At 64.9% G+C, this 228-nt stretch carries 1 protein-coding gene; it reads right to left on the bottom strand.

The window, feature by feature from the left end:
• The coding region (locus tag ACLJNW_RS29275) for a nicotinamide riboside transporter PnuC (RefSeq protein WP_410962179.1) at positions 1-228 on the bottom strand (228 nt) is incomplete at both ends.

Below are 228 nucleotides of genomic sequence, written 5' to 3' on the forward strand. Positions count from 1 at the left end.
GCCCGTAGAGGCGCTGCGCGGCGTTCAGGCGGCTCACCGAGCGGCCGTCGTGGTCCTGCCCGCCGCGGGTCCACTGCCACCAGCCATAGAGCTGTAGCGCCGCGTAGACCATTTGCAGGAGCATGTCCGAATAAAGCTTCACCTCGAAGAATATCCAGGCGTAGAGCGCCACCATCACCAGGCCGATAGGCCAGCACCAGGGATTCTGGCGGACGGTCAGGTAGACGG

Origin of the sequence: Salmonella sp. SAL4457 (assembly GCF_046548235.1) — a bacterium.
GTDB classification, from domain to species: Bacteria; Pseudomonadota; Gammaproteobacteria; order Enterobacterales; family Enterobacteriaceae; genus Salmonella; species Salmonella enterica.